Genomic DNA, 16,588 nt, shown 5'->3' on the forward strand with positions numbered 1-16,588 from the left:
CTCCTCAGATCTAAAAGGTTTGTAAATACAAATCCTTTACCCTAACTGTTCTACTTCTTTATGATTACGAATCGTTTCAAACCATGTATATAGTTGCTGATATGTGCTATAAACCAATTCTTTTTCTAATTGTAAGTGGTTCATTTTCTCACGATATGTGTTCGATTCAATTAAATCACGCTTTTGTTTTTTGTCTGCCATAAAAATGACGCCATCTTTTATTGTAACAAATTCTAACTCAAAAAACACCTGTGTCATGAAATTTACTGTATCTTTTGACCAACCTTTATGACGACATAGTTGTTCTCCATATTGTCTTAAAGAAAATGGTGTTTTTTGGTTTAAGAAAGAATAGTACCATTTAAAGTGTTCTCTCGTAGGAACTGTACTAAATAAATGGTTATTCTCTTGATAAAACAGCGTATAAATTCGCGCTGGGAATCCTACTTTAAATAACTCACGTAATTCATCTGTTCCTTTTGGCAAATCGAGTAACACGATGTATTGATCATCTAAATGCGTTACTTCTGACGCATGCATAAGCTTTTCTTTATAGTCCTCTAAAGAAAATTTATTCAATACCTCTTCAGAAAAATACACCATTGTTATTTTTTCTTTCGGAAGTTCTGCTAAATTTGCTTCTGCATTACGCATACTACGCCAATCAAATAATTGCCACGACTCTACAGCAATATCTTGTACCATTAGTTGTGGCTTCTTAAAATTATTCCATTCATTGATGGAGGCTTCCCCTATTACAGATACCTTTGCAACTGGAGAGATTTCTTTCGCATATGCACCGAAACCGAATCCAATTGTATCCAGTGTTGCTTGTCCATCACGAAGAGCCATTTTTAAATGAGAACCATCTGATCCGATTGCGCGAATACTTTCTAACTCTGCATCTTTCACTGCAATACGTGGTTTCGGATTTCCAATACCAAACGGTGCTAGTTTTTGCATATCTTCAATTGCCGCTAGCGTTACATCCTCTACTTTGCAAAAAACATCAACTGCTGTAATTGGAATAAAATCTTCTTCTGTTAAAATTGCATCTGCTTGTTCGTTTAAGCGCCGACGTAATTCATCTACATCATTCATATGTAGCGTCATTCCCGCTGCCATCGGATGCCCTCCGAAGTGTGGCAATAACTCTCTACAATCTGATAAGTTTGCAAACAAATCAAATCCTGCAATACTACGCGCTGAGCCTTTTGCTGTTTCTTTTATAGGATCGATGCTTAATACAATCGTCGGACGATAAAAACGTTCAACTAATTTAGAAGCAACAATTCCAATTACCCCTGGGTTCCAGCCTTCTTTTGCAAGTACTAATACTTTGTTTTCTTCTGGTGGGAAGTTATTTTCAACTTCAGCGATAGCCTCTTCTGTAATTTGCTTTACAATATCTTTTCGCAGTTTATTCAGCTCATCAATTTCTTCGGCCAACTCTTTCGCTTCCTCTGGATCATCTGATAGTAAAAGGTGTACAGCCGGCGTAGCATCTTCTAAACGTCCGACCGCATTAATACGCGGTGCAATTGAGAAGCCAATACTCTCTTCTGTAATTTCACTTTGCGAAACGTTAGCAACTTTAAATAGCGCCTTTAGTCCGATATTTTTCGTCATACGCATATGTTTTAAACCGCGTTTCACTAGCAACCTATTTTCACCATGAAGTGATACTAAATCGGCTACTGTACCGATTACTGCAATCTCTAATAAATGTTCTGGTACACGGCCTAATAGTGCATGCGCAACTTTAAACGCAACACCTACACCAGCTAAATAGTGAAACGGATATACGCCACCTTCTAATTTCGGATGTATAATGGCAAGTGCTTCTGGCAATTCTGGCGGTGGCTCATGGTGATCTGTAATAATTAGATCTATTCCAAGCTCCTTCGCTACATTCGCTTCATGTACTGCTGCGATGCCAGTGTCGACAGTAATAATCAGTGAGAAACCTGCGCTATGCGCCCAACGAAACGCTTCTTCGTTCGGTCCATACCCTTCTGTAAAACGATTCGGAATGTAAAATTCTACTTCTGCACCTAATTCTTGAAGAGCAAGATATAAAACCGTCGTACTACTTACTCCGTCCGCATCGTAATCACCAAATATTAATATTTGCTCTCCATTTTGAATCGCCTTATTTACACGTTCTACCGTTCTATCCATTCCTTCTAATAAAAATGGATCATGAAATTCTTGATTTTCTGTATTTAAAAAATCTAAAATCTTATCTTCTGTATCTAGTCCTCTACCGAGGAATAATGAAACGACAAGTGGCGATAACTGTAATTTACTTGCTAATTCACTCACTCGCTCGTCATTATATTCTTTTTCTTTCCAACGCGTCTTCGGTTGTAACACGAAATCACCCCTTAACCTGTTCATTATACAAGACAGATTAAGGGGTGACAATATAATGCAAACTACGATGCAATATCTATATACTAAAATGTTAATAATGTTTAATTTGGAGAATACGGATTTATATGTACGAATACATTTTGTACATTATCTTGTTTCATAAGTATTTCTTTCACATGTTTTCCAATGCGGTGTCCTTCTTCTACAGTAATGTATGGATCTACAGACACTTTAATATCGACAATAACATAATGACCATGCTCCCGTGCATATAAAGAACCAATTTTTTTCACACCATCTACTTGAAGAACTGCTTCTCTAAGCGGAATAACATCCTCCTCATGAAGAACATGGTCAAGCGTTGCATGAATTGCTTCCGCTCCAATGCTCCATGCCATTTTTACAACAAGAAGTGAAACAGCTAATCCTGCAATCGGATCAGCGTATACAAGCCAGTCTATACCAAGCTTACCACCGATTATAGCTGCACAAATACCGATTAAAGCTGCAATTGAAGAAAATACATCCGAACGGTGCTCATATGCATTTGCAATAATTGCATCACTATTTACCCTCTTCCCTAATCGGAATTTATATTGGAACATTCCTTCTTTCACGATAATCGAAAGAACAACAGCAAAAATCGTAATTCCTTTCGGTGGTTCTAGTTCCTGCGAAAAAGCTTTTATAGACGAAATCGCTATCTCGAGTCCCACAATAAATAATAATACCGCAACAATAATCGCTGAAATCGATTCCGCTTTACCATGACCATACGGATGATCTTCATCAGGTGGCTGCTTTGCCGCTCGCAATCCAAAAAGTACAGCTAGCGAACCAATTACATCTGATGCAGAATGCACCGCATCTGCTAACAGTGCTTTACTGTTCCCAATATAACCAATTACCGCCTTTACAATTGCTAATATAATATTACCAACGATCCCGACAATAGCACCAAACTCGGCCTGTTTAAAACGTTCATCTTTTTCCATAATTAAAATCCCTTCTTTTCTTAACCTATCTTTTTATTTTAACAAAAACAGCGATAACACCACCACTTTCTTCCATATTATTTCCGTTAAAAAGTTGCTATCTTATTGTATCCACAAACGAAAAAAGAGATGCCTCATAAAGAGACATCATCTTTTCTATACTTGCGGTTCAGATTCTACTTTCTCAACCTTCTTCTTGTTTTTACCTCTTTTCAAACGACGGTTTTCAAGCATTAACCAAATTTGAGAAGCAACGAAAACAGAAGAGTACGTACCTACAATTAATCCAACAAGTAACGCAAACGAGAAGTTACGTAGTGACTCACTACCGAAGATAAGCAGTGCAATTACTGGGAATAACACTGTTAATACGGTGTTAATCGAGCGACCAAGCGTTTGGCGAATACTTGCATTTACGATTTCTTCTAGATCTTTTATATCGCGTACTCGTTTTTTCTGTTTGTATAATTCACGATTTCTATCAAATGTAACAATCGAGTCATTAATAGAATAACCGATGATTGTTAGTACTGCAGCGATAAACGTTAAGTCTACCTCCAATTGGAAAATACTAAACATAACAACCATAACGAATGCGTCATGTAGTAACGCAAGCACTGCAGATAACGCATACGTAAATCGGAATCGAATACTTACGTATAAAATGATAACTGCAGAAGCAATCAGCACAGCGATAAATGCATTTCGTGCAATTTCTTTCCCGATTGTCGGTGAAACTGTACTTATGTTTGGATCTGTACCATATTTATCGTGGAAGAATGTTTTTGTTTTCGCAATTTCATCTTTTGATAAAACACCTAATGTACGAACTGCGAAACCTTTATTGTCATCTCCAGTCGGTACAATATTTTCTTCCTTCACATCAATGTTCAATTCTTTAAAATCTTTATGAACATCAGACACCGTAACGGCTTGTTTTGATTGCAAGTCAATACGTGTACCACTTGCAAAGTCAATACCAAGATTCAATTTAAAAATTGGTAAGATAATTGCACCCGCAATCACAACTACAATCGAGAAGATAAGGAATTTATGACCGATATTTACGAAGTTAATACGATCAAATCTCGTTGGCGGATGTACTACACCTTTTGTTAATGGAATAATATCCTTTTGTTTCACACCAAAATATCCTGGTTTTTTATCAAAGTAACGGCTCTTTACAAGTAAACCTAGTAAGAAACGAGTACCGAATACGTTGGTAATAAAACCAACTAAAATACTTACGATTAAACTTGTTGCGAATCCTTTTACAGAGCTATTACCATAAACGAATAATACACCAGCTGCTGCAAGAGTCGTAACGTTTGCATCTAGAATTGTTGCTAATGAACGATGGTTACCAGCACGAAATGCCGACATCATGGACTTACCAATTTTCAGCTCTTCTTTCAGTCTCTCGTACGTAATAATATTCGCATCAACTGCGATACCTACCCCGAGCACTAACGCCGCAATACCTGGCAACGTAAGAACTGCATGCATCCAGTTAAAGACAAGTAATGTAACGAAAATGTATAGACCTAACATAATAACCGCTACAAGTCCTGGTAAACGGTAGAATACAAGCATAAATAAGAAAATAAGAGCGATACCAATCGCACTAGCGAAAATCGTTTGCTCTAACGCTTGTTGACCAAATTTCGCTCCAACAGATGTTGAATACATTTCTTTTAAATCAACAGGAAGTGCACCTGCATTTAATAAAGATGAAAGTTGTTTCGCACTTTCAACTGTGAAGTTTCCACCTACAATAGATACCTCAGCTTGGTTAAATACTTGGCTTACTGTTGCCGCTGATAAGAACTTCGGATTCGGTTTTGCAGATTCTGCTTTATATGAATCTTTTCCTTCTTCAAAGTCAAGCCAAATCACCATTAAATTCGTTGGTGGTGGCATTTTTGAAATCTTTTCAGTTACTTCACGGAATTTTTCAGCGCTTTTTAGTGTAAGACTTACGCTCGCACGGCCTTGCTCATCAAATGTTTGCTTCGCTCCGCCGCCTTTTAAATCCGTTCCATCCATAAGAAGGTTATCATCCACATCACGGAATGTTAATTTCGCTTGTGTTGATAACATTTCACGTGCTTTTTGCTGATCTTGTACACCAGCAAGCTGTACACGAATTCGATCTTGCCCTTCGATTTGAATGTTCGGCTCACTTACACCGAGAACATTGACACGATTTTCAAGAGCACCTACTGTACTTACAAGTACGTCTCGATCGATTTTATCACCTTTTTTGGCTGGTTTTACTTCATACAGAATTTCAAAACCACCGCGAAGGTCTAGTCCTAGACTAATTCCTTTTGCTATGTCTTTTCCTGCCGCACCAATTACTCCACCGATTAATAAGACGATGAGGAAAAAGGCGGCAATTCTCGTACCACGCTTTGCCATATGTACCCTCTTTCTGCTACTAACACTTTAAATAAATCTCTTACGATTCACTTTTATACGTGTGCATGCGCCTAGTTAGTAGACTTCCTTTCTATAATTTTGCTAGCTCCTCACTAGCTGTGTCGGTAAGCTTTTCACAATACCTACACTTCCATTATTTATTTTCTCTCTTCACTACCCCCTTTATATATGATCTTAGACATAATTATTTCCTCATTATCAATACCTATCATTATACTGCAAAAGGAAGAACAAACCAATTGCAGTCGGTTATTTATTTTCGTACTCATCAAATGACCAAAGTGGCGCTTGGTACGCTTCAACAGTTAAATATGTCATATACTCATTAGCACTTACTCTTAATACATCATTTACCAATTCATATAATCTAACATCACTGTCTATCTTTTTCCACTTTTTCACTTTGAGAAACTTCCAAATATCATCATCTGTCACTCGGTCGTAACCGAACATGTGAAACTCTTCTACTTTACTTTCTAAAACGACTTGTAACTGTCCGCGGTATGATTCTACCAAAGCCTCTTTATCTAACATCTATAACATCTCCTTCTTATTTCAGCACGAAAAAGTCGCTTTAATCCCGCTCTAATGGACAGCAATAACTACTTTCAAGAGCGCTATCATAGTTCACTCTCTTAAATGCTTGTCATTCTTGTCTCGTACGTGCATATAAATTATTGTAAATCATTCCATTGATTTTGAGAAGGTAGGAGAAGAACATGACGAGACAAAGCTTTTTAAAAGGCGCATTTATTTTAATGATAGCCGGATTTATTACAAAAATACTCGGTTTCATCAATCGTATAGTAATGGCACGTATTTTAGGTGAAGAAGGCGTTGGTCTTTATATGATGGCCGTTCCTACATTCATTTTAGCAATTACATTAACACAAATCGGTCTTCCTGTCGCAATCGCAAAATTTGTAGCAGAAGCGGAAGCTGTGAACGATAAACAAAGAGTTAAAAAAATATTAACTGTATCACTAGCTGTTACATCCGTTATTAGTATCATATTAACAATCGGAATTATGTTCCTCACACCTATTTTAGCAAAAACATTATTAACCGACGAAAGAACGTACTATCCATTAATAGCCATTTTGCCCGTCGTTCCTGTTATTGCTATTTCTTCTGTTTTGCGCGGTTACTTTCAAGGGAAACAAAATATGAAACCTAGCGCTTATGCACAAGTTCTAGAACAAGTTGTCCGCATTACCATTATCGCTATATGCATTCAATTATTTTTACCTTACGGCGTAGAATATGCTGCAGCCGGTGCTATGTTATCAGCTGTTCTCGGTGAAGTTGCATCCTTACTATTTTTACTCACGTTATTTCAGCACGAAAAACATTTATCAATACGCTCTGGATTTTTCACTACTGTAAAAGAGAGCAAAGGAACATTTTATTCCCTTATGGATATAGCTCTTCCCACTACAGGAAGTCGTTTAATCGGCTCCGTTTCATATTTTTTTGAACCTATTGTCGTTATGCAAAGCTTAGCAATCGCTGGTGTCGCTGCTTCTGTTGCAACCCAGCAATACGGCATGTTAAACGGTTATGCATTCCCGCTTCTATCACTACCCGCCTTTATTACATACGCTCTTTCTACAGCGCTCGTCCCTTCTATTAGTGAAGCGATGGCAAAAAGACAACATAAATTAGTGGAGCACCGCTTACAACAAGCACTTCGAATTTCATTAATTACCGGCGGATGGTCTGTCGTTATATTATATGTATTCGCTTCTCCTGTTTTAACTCTTATGTACGGATCAGACAGCGCAACAGCATTCATTCAACTTCTTGCACCTTGCTTTTTATTTCATTATTTCCAAAGTCCACTGACCTCTGTTTTGCAAGCTTTAAACTTAGCAAGAGCTGCAATGATGAATACATTTATTGGCGCCATCGTGAAATTAATTGTTATTTTTGTACTAGCCTCAAGGCCAGAATTTCAAATGATGGGAGTTGCTCTCGCTATCGCTGCAAATATTGTAACAGTAACATTTCTTCACTACGCTACTGTTTTAAAAAAGATTACATTTACCATTTACGCAAAAGACTATATTTTCGGCGGACTTGCCATCGGTATCGCAGGCGCCTTCGGTTTTTATATTCATAAATATATTATTTTCTCTCATTCCCTTGGCATACAAACATTATGGGAAATCACTTTAACAACAATTGTTTATATCGTACTTCTCTTCACTTTCAAACTCATTCGAAAAGAAGAGTTAAGTCGTCTCCCTATCATTCGGAAACTTTCATTTTTGAAATAAGTTGAAACTTTAATCAGTGGGGTAATCTCCACTGATTATTAGTTAAACTAATCATTCTTACTCTTTCAAAGGATAAATCTCTAATTTTCTTTTACATCAACAAAAAATTTTCCGTTTTGAAAACTACAGTATAAAATTTGTGTTACATCGTTATAACCTAAGTTTTTTAATTTCTCAATAAGCCATTCATCTGTATGTTCAATCATTTGTAAATGACTAGATTGAATTTCTCCATCAATAATAAGAGGAAGAGTAAACTGCAATACATCTTGTTTATTTTTTTGTTTTTGAAAGACCGATAACTTCCCAGACGGTTCCAAAATAGCATATTCTACATCCCGAATATCTCCAACTCCTTGCTCCCTTAATTGCATCATTAAATCATCTATATTATAACGTTGCTTTCTCATCTTCTTTTCATCAATCTTTCCCGCGTTTACAAGAATAGCCGGCTCACCTTCTATTAAATGCCGAAAGCGTTGATACTTTAGGGAAATGACTGACAAAATAATTTGGATGCACATCAGAAAAGTCATCGGAACTAATTGATGCCAAAGTGATTTATCGGTATTTTCAATTGCTACTACAGCCATTTCTCCAAGCATAATAAATACGACTAAATCTAATACACTTAGCTCTCCTATCTCACGTTTACCCATAAGACGAAAAATAATTAAGATGATGATATACAAAAGCATTGTCCGTCCAATTATTGATATCCATTCCATTTCTACATCTCCTTTTTTACGTATAGACTCCCCTATAAAAAAGAAACTAGTCTAACTTAGACAAAAGGAAAATATGCTTGTATTAAAAAGGGGGAATGTATAAATGGATGGAACGAAAAAATTATCCACTGCAATCGGATTCGGTATTACTACACTATTAATTCTCGCATCTCTTACTAGCATGATTATGGCTCTTTTATTAAAGTTTACGAATATAAACGAAGGGACATTAGCCGTTACTATTTTTATACTCGCTCTTTTATCTATGCTTATGTCTGGTTTTATTGCTGGAAAAAAAGCACAGGGGAAAGGGTGGCTAGTAGGTCTCACAACAGGTCTCACGTTCACTATACTCGTTTTTCTAGTTAACTATTTAGGCTTTTCTCAAACTTTATCGAACTCACAATTACTTTATCAATTAGCATTAATGGGTGCGAGTACACTCGGTGGTATTTTCGGTGTAAATATATCAAAGCAAAGTAACTAAAAAAGGCCCTGCACATTTCATGCAGGGCCTTCCACATTAGTTTTTCACAACTTCACGAATCGCATTGCGATCGAAAGTTAAGTGTGAACCACCAGATTTAATAACAATTTTCGTGTCATCTACTGATTCGATTGTACCGTGTAAGCCACCAATTGTTATGATAGCATCACCTTTTGCTAATTCGTTTTGCATTTGAGCAACTGCTTTTTGACGCTTTTGTTGCGGGCGAATTAATAAGAAATAGAAAATCGCAAACATCGCAACAATCATAACGATATTCATCATACCTGCATTCATTTTTTGTTCCTCCTTTTAAATTATGTATTAGAAGTTTTTAGCATTCGGTTTATTAAAGCCATACTGTTCAAAGAACTCTTCGCGGAAATCGCCAAGACGGTCTTCACGAATAGCTTGTCTCACCTGCTCCATTAAGTTTAACAGAAAATGAAGATTGTGATAAGACGTTAAACGAATTCCGAACGTTTCATCACATTTCATCAAGTGACGAATGTACGCACGAGAGTAATTTTTACATGTGTAGCAATCACAGTTTGGGTCAAGCGGACCGAAGTCTCTTGCGAATTTCGCATTTTTTACAACGAGGCGACCTTCACTTGTCATACATGTACCATTTCGAGCAATACGAGTTGGAAGTACGCAGTCAAACATATCAATACCACGAATTGCGCCATCGATTAACGAGTCAGGAGAACCTACACCCATTAAGTAACGAGGCTTATTATCTGGAAGAAGTGGTGTTGTAAACTCAAGCACGCGGTTCATAATATCTTTCGGTTCACCAACAGATAAACCACCTACAGCGTAACCAGGGAAGTCCATTGAAACAAGGTCTTTAGCACTTTGACGACGAAGCTCTTCGTACTCTCCACCCTGTACAATACCGAATAAACCTTGATCTTGCGGACGTTCATGCGCTTTTAAGCAACGTTCTGCCCAGCGGCTTGTACGCTCTACAGATTTCTTCATATACTCAAAAGTAGCCGGGAATGGTGGACACTCATCAAATGCCATCATAATATCTGAACCTAATGCATTTTGGATTTCCATCGCTTTTTCTGGTGATAAGAATAATTTATCTCCATTTAAGTGATTACGGAAGTGAACGCCTTCCTCTTCAATACGACGGAAGTCACTTAAACTGAATACTTGGAAACCACCAGAGTCTGTTAAGATTGCACGATCCCAGTTCATAAATTTATGCAAGCCGCCTGCTTCACGAATAATTTCATGACCTGGACGTAGCCATAAATGATACGTATTACTTAAAATAATGCCAGAATCCATTGCTTTTAATTCTTCTGGTGACATTGTCTTAACTGTCGCAAGTGTACCAACTGGCATAAATGTTGGTGTATCAAATGAACCGTGCGGTGTATGCACACGACCTAAACGGGCACCCGTTTGTTTACATGTCTTAATAAATTCATAACGAATTGCTGTCATAACTTACTCCTTTTATTTGTTTCTCATTTTAGCGTGAGATGCAACGAACATTGCATCACCGAAGCTAAAGAAACGATATTTTTCTTTTACTGCTTCATTGTAAGCATGAAGTACATTATCTCTATTTGCAAATGCACTTACAAGCATGATTAATGTTGATTTCGGCAAGTGGAAGTTTGTAATTAAACCATCAATTGCTTTAAATTCATATCCCGGATACATGAAAATATCTGTCCATCCAGAAGCGGCGCAAAGCTTACCGTCATGATCTGTTGCAATTGTTTCTAACGTACGAGTTGATGTCGTACCTACAGTAATAATACGTCCACCATTCTCTTTCACACGATTTAATAATGCTGCTGTCTCTTCAGACATATGGTAATATTCTGCGTGCATATGGTGTTCTTCAATCGTGTCTGCAGAAACTGGTCTAAATGTTCCAAGTCCTACGTGAAGTGTAATGAATGCTAACTGAACGCCTTTTTGCTTTAACTTCTCAAGTAACTCTTCTGTAAAGTGAAGTCCCGCAGTCGGCGCTGCTGCTGAACCGATTTCTTTCGCATATACTGTTTGATAGCGATCGCGATCTTCTAGCGTCTCTTTAATATATGGAGGAAGTGGCATTTCCCCAAGTTCATCTAAAATTTCATAGAAGATGCCGTCATATGAAAATTCAAGCTGACGTCCACCTTGATCTGCAGTTCCTGTGCAAGTTGCTTTTAATTTTCCTTCGCCAAAAGAGATAACAGTTCCTTCTTTTACACGTTTCGCTGGCTTTACAAGCGTTTCCCACTTATCGCCCTCTTCTTGTTTTAAAAGAAGTACTTCAATGTGTGCGCCTGTATCTTCTTTCACACCATGCAAACGAGCAGGCATAACTTTCGTTTCATTTAAAACTAAGCAATCCCCCTTATGTAAGTAGGAAAGAATGTCCGTAAAATGTTTATGCTCAATATCACCTGTTTCACGGTCTAACACCATTAATCTTGATGTTTCACGATCTTCTAACGGGACTTGTGCAATAAGTTCTTCTGGTAAATGAAAATCAAACAGATTTATATCCATAGCTATATCCACCTATTTCTTATTTGAATCGATTTATTATATACATAATAAAAGATAATACAATACTTAACACAATACATGTAATGATAGGAAAATAAAAGGTAACGTTTCCTTTTTTCACAAAAATATCGCCTGGAAGCCTTCCAATGAACTTCCAAGCTAATCCAACAACAATGAGTAAGATCCCCGCTGTAATAAGTAGCTTTGGCATCTCCGTCATACTTTTGGTATCTCCATTCCGAAATGTTCATACGCAAGCGGCGTTACAATTCGGCCCCTTGGCGTTCGTTGTAAAAAGCCAATTTGTAATAAATACGGCTCATACACATCTTCAATCGTATGAGATTCTTCTCCAATTGTTGCTGAAACCGTTTCTAATCCAACTGGACCACCACGGAATTTCTCAATAATACCAAGCAGTAATTTATGATCAATATGATCTAAACCTAATTTATCTACTTGCAGTAGCTCTAATGCCATTTGTGTAATTTCCATCGTAACCGTTCCGTTACCACGAACTTGCGCGAAATCACGTACACGTCTTAAAAGACGATTTGCAATACGAGGTGTACCACGAGCACGCCTTGCAATTTCTAGTGCAGCTAACGAATCAATTTCAACTTCGAATACTTCTGCTGTACGTTCAACAATCGCAGAAAGCTGATCTACTGTGTAATACTCTAACCTTGAAAGTACACCGAATCGGTCCCGAAGCGGTGCCGATAATGCTCCGGCGCGGGTCGTTGCTCCAACTAGTGTAAATGGCGGTAAATCTAGCCGTACAGAACGTGCTGAAGGCCCTTTTCCAATTACGATATCAAGGCAAAAGTCTTCCATTGCAGGATACAATACTTCTTCAATTGATCTATGCAAACGATGAATTTCATCAATAAATAATACATCTCCTGGCTGAAGCGCTGTTAATACAGCAGCTAAATCTCCTGGTCTTTCAATTGCCGGACCTGAAGTTGTTCTAACATTAACGCCCATCTCATTTGCAATAATATTTGCAAGCGTCGTTTTACCAAGACCTGGTGGTCCATATAAAAGCACATGATCTAACGTTTCTTCACGCATTTTCGCCGCTTCAATAAATACTTCTAAATTATGTTTCGCTTTATCTTGGCCAATATACTGACGGAGCGTCTGTGGCCGTAATGAATATTCTAAATCCGAATCTTCATATGCAGATTCCCCTGAAAGGAGACGTTCGTCCATTATACTCACCTCTTACCATTTAGTAAAAGACTAAGTGCCTTTTTAATATACTGATCCGTCGTTAATGATTCTTTTAATAACTCTGGTACAACGCGAGAAACTTCGCGTTCTGCGTATCCAAGTGCGCGCAGAGCTTCCAGTGCCTCATCAAGCTCAGCTGATGAACCTTTCTTCTCATCAAAACGTTCTGTGTCTGAGAATAAATCAACAAATGCATCTGGTACGACATCTGCTAGTTTTCCTTTTAAATCTAAAATCATTTGGCGTGCTGTTTTCTTTCCGACGCCTGGGAATTTCACTAAAAACTTCTCATCTTCATGCTCAACCGCTTGAACGACCTGTCCTGTTTGACCAGAAGCTAAAATTGCAAGAGCGCCTTTTGGTCCAATGCCAGACACGCCTAACAACTTTGTAAATAATAAACGCTCTTCACGTGTTTTAAACCCGTAAAGTGCCATAATATCTTCTCTCACATAATGATATGTATAGACACGGATTTCTTGCTTACTTCTTTGAAATACATACGGATTCGGTGTGAAAATTTGATAACCAATTCCATTATGATCAATTACGACATATTCCGGCCCTACATACTCCACGTAACCTGTAACATATTCAAACAAAATACGATCTCTCCCTCTTAAATCATGTATTCCATTTTAACATATTTAATGATAGAAAAGCGAGACTGCCCCAACAAATGTTCTCCACTTGAAACTTCTGTTATTTTCCATTGACAGAAAGGTTAAAGCACCTTAATATACAGAGGTCGATAATGATTATCAATACTAATTAAAGGGGTTACATCAGGATGAAACGTAAGCTATTTATTTTATTTACTATTATGCTTGTTGTTCTTTCTATCGTTGGCTGCTCTTCTCAAAAAGAAGAATCGAAAGCAAAAGAACAACCGAAAACTAAAGTTGTAAAACATGCTAAAGGTGAAGCAACAATTCCAGTAAATCCAAAGAGAATTGTTGACTTATCTGGATCAACAGAAGAACTATTACTTCTTGGACACAAACCTGTTGGTACAGCAAATACATATAAAGATAAAATCCAAAATCACTTAACAGATAAGTTAGATGGAGTAAAAGCAGTAGGCTGGTACTGGGCACCTAAAGTTGATTTAGAAGCTGTTACTGCTTTAAAACCAGACTTAATTATTTTAAACAACCGTCAATTAAAAATTTATGATCAACTAGAAAAGGTTGCACCTACAGTTGTTCTAGAAACAAACTTAGAAGACTGGCGTGGTAAATTTAAAGAAGTAGGTAAGCTATTTGACGAAGAGAAGAAAGCAGACAAATGGATTGCAGACTACGATAAGAAAGCAGACTCTTTATCTAAAAAAATTAAAGACAAAACAAAAGATGAGAACTTTATGTTCGTTGCAGTTACACCACAAAACTTCCGCGTATACGGCAGCTTCGGATACGGTGACATCATCTTTAATGACTTAAAGCTTCCAGCAACAAAAGGTACGGATTTAAAACAAACGATGGCGCAAGTATCATTAGAAGGTCTAGTTGCATTCCAGCCTGACCAAATGTTTATTGTAAACTTCGGCGGCGAAGCTGATAAAGTTTACGAAGACTACAAAAACAGTGCTGTTTGGAAAGACAATAAAGCGGTTAAAAACAATCACGTATATGAAGTATCAAATGAAATCTTCAATACGAAAGCATTCAATCCAATCGGAAAAGATATGCTAATCGATGAAATCGCAAAAGAAATTTTAGCTAAGAATAAGTAAGAAAAAGCAGCTCACCATGAGCTGCTTTTTTTCTTATTTTGCACTGCGTATTGCTTCATTTTTTCAATCGTTTTTACAAAACCTTCTTTTGATTTAATCCGAATACCACGCTTCAATTTCGCACGCTCATAACTCTCAAGCTTTTTCATATCAATTTGGAAGAAGGAATGAATCGCATTATCACTTTTCGGTACACCTTTGAAAATTTGTAATATCCCTTCCTCTGACACGCCAAAATAACCGCTCGTTTTCAATAACGGAGAAATATCATCAACTTTCTTTTGCAATACAATTTGTACATCATCACGATCAACGAGCTGCCATTCTTTATACTGCTGTAAAAACTTTTCTAAATCCACCACTTTTTCTGTAAGTATTTCCTCACTTACTTCTCCATCAACATACATACGCTCTAATAAAATTGTAACTTCGGGTTCTTTTTTCGTTACTTCTGGTACTGGCCCTTCCGCCTTCACATTCGTTTCATAAACGAAACAAAACATCATAACGAAAGCTTGCATCGCAATCAGTATCCATTTCATTTCCGTTCACCTCTTCTAGGCAAAATCAAACTTTCATTAGTAGTTTTTCCGGAAATGGGGGTTTTATCCATATTACATTTCTTTCGAAAAAATAAAAAATGCAGATAGGGATTTACCTCATCTGCATGTATCATTTACTTTTATATAAAATGAAAGACGCCTGCAAAGCAGGCGTCTTGATGCGTTTACGGCGAGAGACCAGGCGACCACATTCGCGTGTTTAGCACTTAAGCATATCTCTCGTCTTACGTAAATTAGCTCATCGCTTTGCTAATATAACATTAATAAAGTATAAGTGCAACATGTTTATAAAAATATCTTATTTCCTCTTTCATCCAAATTATTTTATGTAAATTATAAATTGATAATTGTAATATATATGTTACAATTAATGTAAAAGCGAAATCATAATAAGCAGGGGATGAATATTGTGAAAAAAATAAAGGATGAACGTCTCATTCTTCAAACGTTAAAAAACATACGTATTGCCTTTCTTTTTCAATACATTGGGATAGTTGGAATTTTAGGCTATATCGGATTCACTGAAGGAACTGATCAAATTACGAAATCTCCATTATGGCTATTATTTATGCTTACGAGTATTTTACTTGCTTATTTACAGTTAAGTGTTTCAATCGATGTAGAAGAAGGCGAAAAGGAAATAAAATTAACCCCTTATTACAAGCTTGTTTTACGCTCTCTTCTTATTGGAATTATTATTACTATTATTTATATCATTTTCAGTCCTGAAAGACCTCTATTTGAAGCTATTCTAACAGGTAGTGTTTTCCTCATATGCTTTTTAGTTTCTTACTCCGTTAGTTATTTTATTAAAAAACGTCGTTTACAAGACAACGATGAATGAAGAGGAAGGGCTATCCCTTCCTCTTTCAGAGTGTTGGGAAACCCTTTAGGGTTCCCCACACTCTGGAATCATTTTGATTTTAGCGAATAAAAACAACATAAAATAATAGAGTTTCAAAAAAATAGCCCTCCACCAGACCTTTTTTGGTCAGATGGAGGGCTATTTTTTTCATGTTTTGACAAGTTGCGGTGAGATAAGCCTGCATTTGGACAGACTTCAGCCCCCGAAATCGAGCATATCGATAGCCATGTAGTTCTTTGGCGTCCGCAAAGCTTCGCTCTATAGTTGAACAGCGTACTTTGTACAACTTTTTCCCTGTAACTGTTAGTTTGTTTTTTCTAGCGATATCCTTATATTTCTCCCATATATGA

General features: G+C 37.1%; 16 protein-coding genes and 1 pseudogene. 4 read left to right on the plus strand and 13 right to left on the minus strand.

Features of this window, described 5'->3' with window-relative positions; genetic code table 11:
* Window positions 1-36: 36 nt before the first annotated feature.
* The 4 genes from recJ to C4S65_RS08560 all read right to left on the minus strand — a co-directional run bounded on the left by recJ (window position 37) and on the right by C4S65_RS08560 (window position 6,347).
* Window positions 37-2,376 carry a single-stranded-DNA-specific exonuclease RecJ gene (gene recJ, locus C4S65_RS08545; RefSeq protein ID WP_086790459.1) on the minus strand — a complete coding sequence of 780 codons (2,340 nt, stop codon included), beginning with the start codon at window positions 2,374-2,376 and terminating at the stop codon, window positions 37-39.
* A gap of 101 nt (window positions 2,377-2,477) precedes the next feature.
* Window positions 2,478-3,371 carry a cation diffusion facilitator family transporter gene (locus C4S65_RS08550; RefSeq protein ID WP_000409737.1) on the minus strand — a complete coding sequence of 298 codons (894 nt, stop codon included), beginning with the start codon at window positions 3,369-3,371 and terminating at the stop codon, window positions 2,478-2,480.
* Window positions 3,372-3,527: 156 nt separating this feature from the next.
* Window positions 3,528-5,792, minus strand: a complete 2,265-nt coding sequence (gene secDF / locus C4S65_RS08555) for a protein translocase subunit SecDF (protein ID WP_001119082.1) — start codon at window positions 5,790-5,792, stop codon at window positions 3,528-3,530.
* Window positions 5,793-6,062: 270 nt separating this feature from the next.
* Complete coding sequence (locus tag C4S65_RS08560; protein WP_000884549.1) at window positions 6,063-6,347, minus strand: post-transcriptional regulator; 285 nt, start codon at window positions 6,345-6,347, stop codon at window positions 6,063-6,065.
* Between the two features lie 185 nt (window positions 6,348-6,532).
* On the opposite strand from C4S65_RS08560, the gene spoVB reads away from it, so the two are divergent.
* Window positions 6,533-8,092, plus strand: a complete 1,560-nt coding sequence (spoVB, locus tag C4S65_RS08565; RefSeq protein WP_086407259.1) for a stage V sporulation protein B — start codon at window positions 6,533-6,535, stop codon at window positions 8,090-8,092.
* An 80-nt stretch (window positions 8,093-8,172) separates the two neighbouring features.
* Here the strand turns inward: spoVB and C4S65_RS08570 are convergent, their stop codons facing one another.
* The gene (locus C4S65_RS08570) at window positions 8,173-8,820 is read right to left on the minus strand and encodes a DUF421 domain-containing protein (RefSeq protein WP_086407260.1); all 648 of its coding nucleotides are present in this window, start codon (window positions 8,818-8,820) and stop codon (window positions 8,173-8,175) included.
* 103 nt (window positions 8,821-8,923) lie between these two features.
* Here C4S65_RS08570 and C4S65_RS08575 point away from each other — a divergent pair, with 103 nt between their 5' ends.
* Window positions 8,924-9,307, plus strand: coding sequence for a TIGR04086 family membrane protein (locus C4S65_RS08575; RefSeq protein ID WP_086407261.1), 384 nt, complete (start codon window positions 8,924-8,926; stop codon window positions 9,305-9,307).
* A 36-nt stretch (window positions 9,308-9,343) separates the two neighbouring features.
* Here the strand turns inward: C4S65_RS08575 and yajC are convergent, their stop codons facing one another.
* From yajC to ruvA, 6 genes are read right to left on the minus strand one after another with little or no spacing between them, the layout of a single operon-like run.
* Window positions 9,344-9,604, minus strand: a complete 261-nt coding sequence (gene yajC, locus C4S65_RS08580; protein ID WP_000991113.1) for a preprotein translocase subunit YajC — start codon at window positions 9,602-9,604, stop codon at window positions 9,344-9,346.
* A 27-nt stretch (window positions 9,605-9,631) separates the two neighbouring features.
* Window positions 9,632-10,771, minus strand: coding sequence for a tRNA guanosine(34) transglycosylase Tgt (gene tgt, locus C4S65_RS08585; protein WP_000125365.1), 1,140 nt, complete (start codon window positions 10,769-10,771; stop codon window positions 9,632-9,634).
* Between the two features lie 12 nt (window positions 10,772-10,783).
* Complete coding sequence (gene queA, locus C4S65_RS08590) at window positions 10,784-11,836, minus strand: tRNA preQ1(34) S-adenosylmethionine ribosyltransferase-isomerase QueA (RefSeq protein WP_061666266.1); 1,053 nt, start codon at window positions 11,834-11,836, stop codon at window positions 10,784-10,786.
* A gap of 19 nt (window positions 11,837-11,855) precedes the next feature.
* Complete coding sequence (locus C4S65_RS08595) at window positions 11,856-12,056, minus strand: DUF2905 domain-containing protein (RefSeq protein ID WP_000138162.1); 201 nt, start codon at window positions 12,054-12,056, stop codon at window positions 11,856-11,858.
* A complete protein-coding gene (gene ruvB / locus C4S65_RS08600) occupies window positions 12,053-13,054 on the minus strand; it encodes a Holliday junction branch migration DNA helicase RuvB (RefSeq protein ID WP_000344464.1) in 1,002 nt (333 codons plus the stop codon). The genes C4S65_RS08595 and ruvB overlap by 4 nt, the downstream gene beginning before the upstream one ends.
* A gap of 5 nt (window positions 13,055-13,059) precedes the next feature.
* Window positions 13,060-13,677 carry a Holliday junction DNA helicase RuvA gene (gene ruvA / locus C4S65_RS08605; protein WP_000464517.1) on the minus strand — a complete coding sequence of 206 codons (618 nt, stop codon included), beginning with the start codon at window positions 13,675-13,677 and terminating at the stop codon, window positions 13,060-13,062.
* Between the two features lie 188 nt (window positions 13,678-13,865).
* Between ruvA and C4S65_RS08610 the strand changes: the two genes are divergently transcribed.
* Window positions 13,866-14,810, plus strand: coding sequence for an iron-hydroxamate ABC transporter substrate-binding protein (locus C4S65_RS08610; RefSeq protein ID WP_061666265.1), 945 nt, complete (start codon window positions 13,866-13,868; stop codon window positions 14,808-14,810).
* Window positions 14,811-14,821: 11 nt separating this feature from the next.
* Here C4S65_RS08610 and C4S65_RS08615 read toward each other — a convergent pair whose 3' ends face one another.
* Window positions 14,822-15,352, minus strand: coding sequence for a BofC C-terminal domain-containing protein (locus C4S65_RS08615; RefSeq protein WP_000871176.1), 531 nt, complete (start codon window positions 15,350-15,352; stop codon window positions 14,822-14,824).
* A 421-nt stretch (window positions 15,353-15,773) separates the two neighbouring features.
* Between C4S65_RS08615 and C4S65_RS08620 the strand changes: the two genes are divergently transcribed.
* Window positions 15,774-16,217, plus strand: a complete 444-nt coding sequence (locus tag C4S65_RS08620) for a hypothetical protein (RefSeq protein WP_003307870.1) — start codon at window positions 15,774-15,776, stop codon at window positions 16,215-16,217.
* A 68-nt stretch (window positions 16,218-16,285) separates the two neighbouring features.
* Here C4S65_RS08620 and C4S65_RS08625 read toward each other — a convergent pair.
* A pseudogene (locus C4S65_RS08625) lies at window positions 16,286-16,588 on the minus strand (transposase); the annotation flags it as partial.

This window comes from Bacillus sp. ok061 (assembly GCF_900108285.1).
GTDB classification, from domain to species: domain Bacteria; phylum Bacillota; class Bacilli; order Bacillales; family Bacillaceae_G; genus Bacillus_A; species Bacillus_A thuringiensis_S.

What these genes read in the sequence shown, in the direction of transcription:
- queA (WP_061666266.1), bottom strand. Translation starts at nt 11,836, where the DNA reads ATGGATATAAATCTGTTTGATTTTCATTTACCAGAAGAACTTATTGCA.
- C4S65_RS08615 (WP_000871176.1), bottom strand. Translation starts at nt 15,352, where the DNA reads ATGAAATGGATACTGATTGCGATGCAAGCTTTCGTTATGATGTTTTGT.
- C4S65_RS08620 (WP_003307870.1), top strand. Translation starts at nt 15,774, where the DNA reads ATGAATATTGTGAAAAAAATAAAGGATGAACGTCTCATTCTTCAAACG.
- secDF (WP_001119082.1), bottom strand. Translation starts at nt 5,792, where the DNA reads ATGGCAAAGCGTGGTACGAGAATTGCCGCCTTTTTCCTCATCGTCTTA.
- C4S65_RS08575 (WP_086407261.1), top strand. Translation starts at nt 8,924, where the DNA reads ATGGATGGAACGAAAAAATTATCCACTGCAATCGGATTCGGTATTACT.
- ruvB (WP_000344464.1), bottom strand. Translation starts at nt 13,054, where the DNA reads ATGGACGAACGTCTCCTTTCAGGGGAATCTGCATATGAAGATTCGGAT.
- yajC (WP_000991113.1), bottom strand. Translation starts at nt 9,604, where the DNA reads ATGAATGCAGGTATGATGAATATCGTTATGATTGTTGCGATGTTTGCG.
- tgt (WP_000125365.1), bottom strand. Translation starts at nt 10,771, where the DNA reads ATGACAGCAATTCGTTATGAATTTATTAAGACATGTAAACAAACGGGT.
- C4S65_RS08570 (WP_086407260.1), bottom strand. Translation starts at nt 8,820, where the DNA reads ATGGAATGGATATCAATAATTGGACGGACAATGCTTTTGTATATCATC.
- spoVB (WP_086407259.1), top strand. Translation starts at nt 6,533, where the DNA reads ATGACGAGACAAAGCTTTTTAAAAGGCGCATTTATTTTAATGATAGCC.
- C4S65_RS08550 (WP_000409737.1), bottom strand. Translation starts at nt 3,371, where the DNA reads ATGGAAAAAGATGAACGTTTTAAACAGGCCGAGTTTGGTGCTATTGTC.
- C4S65_RS08560 (WP_000884549.1), bottom strand. Translation starts at nt 6,347, where the DNA reads ATGTTAGATAAAGAGGCTTTGGTAGAATCATACCGCGGACAGTTACAA.
- C4S65_RS08610 (WP_061666265.1), top strand. Translation starts at nt 13,866, where the DNA reads ATGAAACGTAAGCTATTTATTTTATTTACTATTATGCTTGTTGTTCTT.
- C4S65_RS08595 (WP_000138162.1), bottom strand. Translation starts at nt 12,056, where the DNA reads ATGACGGAGATGCCAAAGCTACTTATTACAGCGGGGATCTTACTCATT.